This is a genomic window from Streptomyces phytophilus (assembly GCF_013870535.1).
Taxonomy (GTDB): domain Bacteria; phylum Actinomycetota; class Actinomycetes; order Streptomycetales; family Streptomycetaceae; genus Streptomyces; species Streptomyces phytophilus.
Window position 1 is genome coordinate 1 of the sequence record NZ_JACBXC010000804.1, and the last position, 2,827, is coordinate 2,827.

The window sequence follows — 2,827 nt, forward strand, 5'->3', positions numbered from 1 at the left end:
CGTACGGTGGTGGCGTACCGTACGGCCCCTCCCCGCCTCTACGGGAGGCCGCGATCCAGCGCGTTGAACAGGGTGCCGTTCGACAGGTCTCCGGACATCTCCCAGACCATCCCGCCGAGCAGCCCCTTCTCCCTGATGTACGCGGTCTTCTGGTCGATCGCCCAGGTGTCGTCGAAGGACCACCACTGGCCGTTCGCCCCGGTGTACCCGTACGTGGCCACGGACTGGGTGTCGTGGTGCACGGTCATGTTGGGCACCATGGCGAGCAGGTTGTCGTAGCCGCGGGTGCCGGCCTCCTCCTGGAACTGGCCGGGCGCGGCCCCGTTGGCGCTCTGCCACTCGCCGTTCGCGCCGCCGTCGGCCACCTGCTGCCAGCCGCGCCCGTAGAACGGGAAGCCGATGGTCAGCTTGCGCGGCTTGACGCCCGCCTTCAGGTAGTGCTGCACGGCGCCGTCGATGCTGAAGTCGTTCGGGTACGGCGACTGCGCGTCCGGGTAGAGGTTGGCCTGGTGGCCGGTGCGGTTGGGCTCCCACGAGTTGTCGCTGCCGGAACCGTGGAAGTCGTAGCCCTGGACGTTGGCGAAGTCCATGTACTTGAAGATCTCCTTCAGGTCCCAGCCGGCGTCGATCTTCTTCGGGTCGGCGGGGGTGAAGGCGGTCAGCAGCTTGTGGTCGCCGCCCAGCGCGTCGAGCTGCCGCCGGAACTCGGCGATCAGCGCGGTGTTGTTGGCCTTGTCGTCGGTGGACCAGTGGTTGCCCGGGTGCCCGTCGGGCGAGCCCGGCCACTCCCAGTCCAGGTCGATGCCGTCGAAGATGCCGGCGCCCACGCCGGGGCCGCCGGCGCCGTTGTACGCGGGCAGGTCGCCCTTGATGTACATGTCGATGCACGACTTGACGAACTTCTCCCGGGAGGCGGGCGTCCTGGCGACGTCGGAGAAGTACTTGGAGTAGGTCCAGCCGCCCAGCGAGACGAGGATCTTCAGGTGCGGGTGCTTGGCCTTGAGCTTCTTGAGCTGGTTGAAGTTGCCGCGCAGCTTGCCCCAGCCGTCGTCGGCGACGCCGTCGACCGACTGGCCGGCGGGGAAGGCCCGGCCGTAGTCGGCCTCGGCGTCGCCGGCGCCGTCGCCCTGGTTGGGGTCCTGGGGGTTCGGCGTGGTGCCCTTGGTGACGCCGTTGAGGCAGGTGAGGTTCTGCGGGTCGATGTTGGCGAAGGCGTAGTTGATGACGTCCAGCTTGGCCGCGGCGCCGGAGGTGTCGAGGTCCTTCACGAAGTACTGGCGGCCGTAGATGCCCCACTGCACGAAGTAGCCGACCTTCGCGTAGCCGCCCTGGCCGACTGCTTCGTCGGTGGTGACGGTCAGGGTGTTGCTGGCGGGCGAGGGGTTGTCGGCGGCGTCGCGGGCCTTGACCGTGAAGTCGTACTGCGTGGCGGGGGTGAGCCCGGTCAGCGTGCTGGTCAGGGTGTCCGCGGGCACGCTCGCGACCAGCGCCGTGCCGCGGTGGACGTCGTAGGCGGCGACGCGCTTGTCGTCGGTCGCCGCGTCCCACCTCAGCTCCACGGTGCTGGCGGTCACGGCCGTCGACCGCAGGTTGCGGGGGGCCGTGGGCGGCACCGTGTCGGTGGCCGGGTCCACGGTCGTCGCGGTCACGGGGGCGCTGGGCGGGCCCTCGTTGCCGCGGGAGTCCTTGGCCCGGACGGTGAACTGGTAGGAGGTGGCGGGGGTCAGGTCGCGGACGGTGGCCTGGGTGGTGGCGCTGGCCGCCACGACGGCGCCGCCGCGCAGGACCTCGTACGAGGTCACGGGGAAGTCGCCCTGGCTCGCCGCGTTCCACTTCAGCGTCACGGTACGGGCGGTGGTGTCGGCGACGGCAACGCCGCCGGGTGCCTGCGGGGGCACGGCCGGGCTGCCGTCGCACTTGTCGCCGTTGATCAGGCAGCCGGTGGGCGCGGTCATCGGGCCGCTGCCGCTGAAGGTGTAGCTGTACGGCTCGGTGTCGCGGCCCGCCGGTACGCGGGCGTTGTAGTACGCGGGCGTGACGGTGACGTGGCGGCCGTCGACCTGCGCGGTGCCGTGGGTGTGGTTGCTGATCGACACGCCGGCCGGCAGGTCGAACTCCAGCGACCAGTTCTCCACCGCGGCGGTGCCGGCGTTGGCGACCACGAACTTGCCCGTCCACGACGAGCCGCTGCCGGAGCTGCTGAACGTCGCGGTCAGCCCCGCCTGGGCGCTGGCGGGCGGGGCGAGGGTGGTGAGTCCGGTGAGCGCCAGCGCCAGCACGGCGAGGACGGCGAGCAGGCGCCGGGACGCGGGAAACGATCTGAGGCGTAAGGGTGCGGCTCTCTGCACGGACACGGCTCTCCTTGTGGGGAAGACGACGTCCACCCGCGCACCGGGTCGTCCGAAGGCTCGGGTGGTCGGACGCGAATCGTGCGGTATAGACCTCTAAGACAGCCCCGGGTCGCGGACATGTCAATGTGAAGGGTGCGGGCGGCGGACCGTACCAATCCGGGCACCCGGGGGGTTCCCCCACGCTCCGGCGGGCCAGAAAGGACTGGACCAATCCCCGTAAATTTTACTGTCCCTTGACCCGCCGCGGACCCGGCCGGTCGTCGGGCAGGGGCAGTTGCGCGGTCCTCAGATCCAGCCCTGCTGCCAGGCCCGGTGCGCGGCTGCGTGCCGCGAGGACACGCCGAGCTTTCCCATCGCGGCGGAGAGGTAGTTGCGTACGGTGCCGGGCGCGAGGTGCACCTCGGCGGCGATCTCCGCGACCGACGCGCCCGTGCGCGCCGCGCGCAGCACCTCCAGCTCGCGGTCGCTGAGCGGGC

At 70.9% G+C, this 2,827-nt stretch carries 2 protein-coding genes; both read right to left on the reverse strand.

The features are described from left to right. Positions 1 to 38 precede the first annotated feature (38 nt). Entirely contained in the window at positions 39 to 2,354 is a 2,316-nt protein-coding gene (locus H5J30_RS25500) for a glycosyl hydrolase family 18 protein (RefSeq protein WP_181789694.1), read from the reverse strand. A 282-nt stretch (positions 2,355 to 2,636) separates the two neighbouring features. Next, on the reverse strand, positions 2,637 to 2,827 hold a 191-nt coding region (locus H5J30_RS25505), incomplete at its 5' end, for a response regulator transcription factor (RefSeq protein ID WP_181789695.1).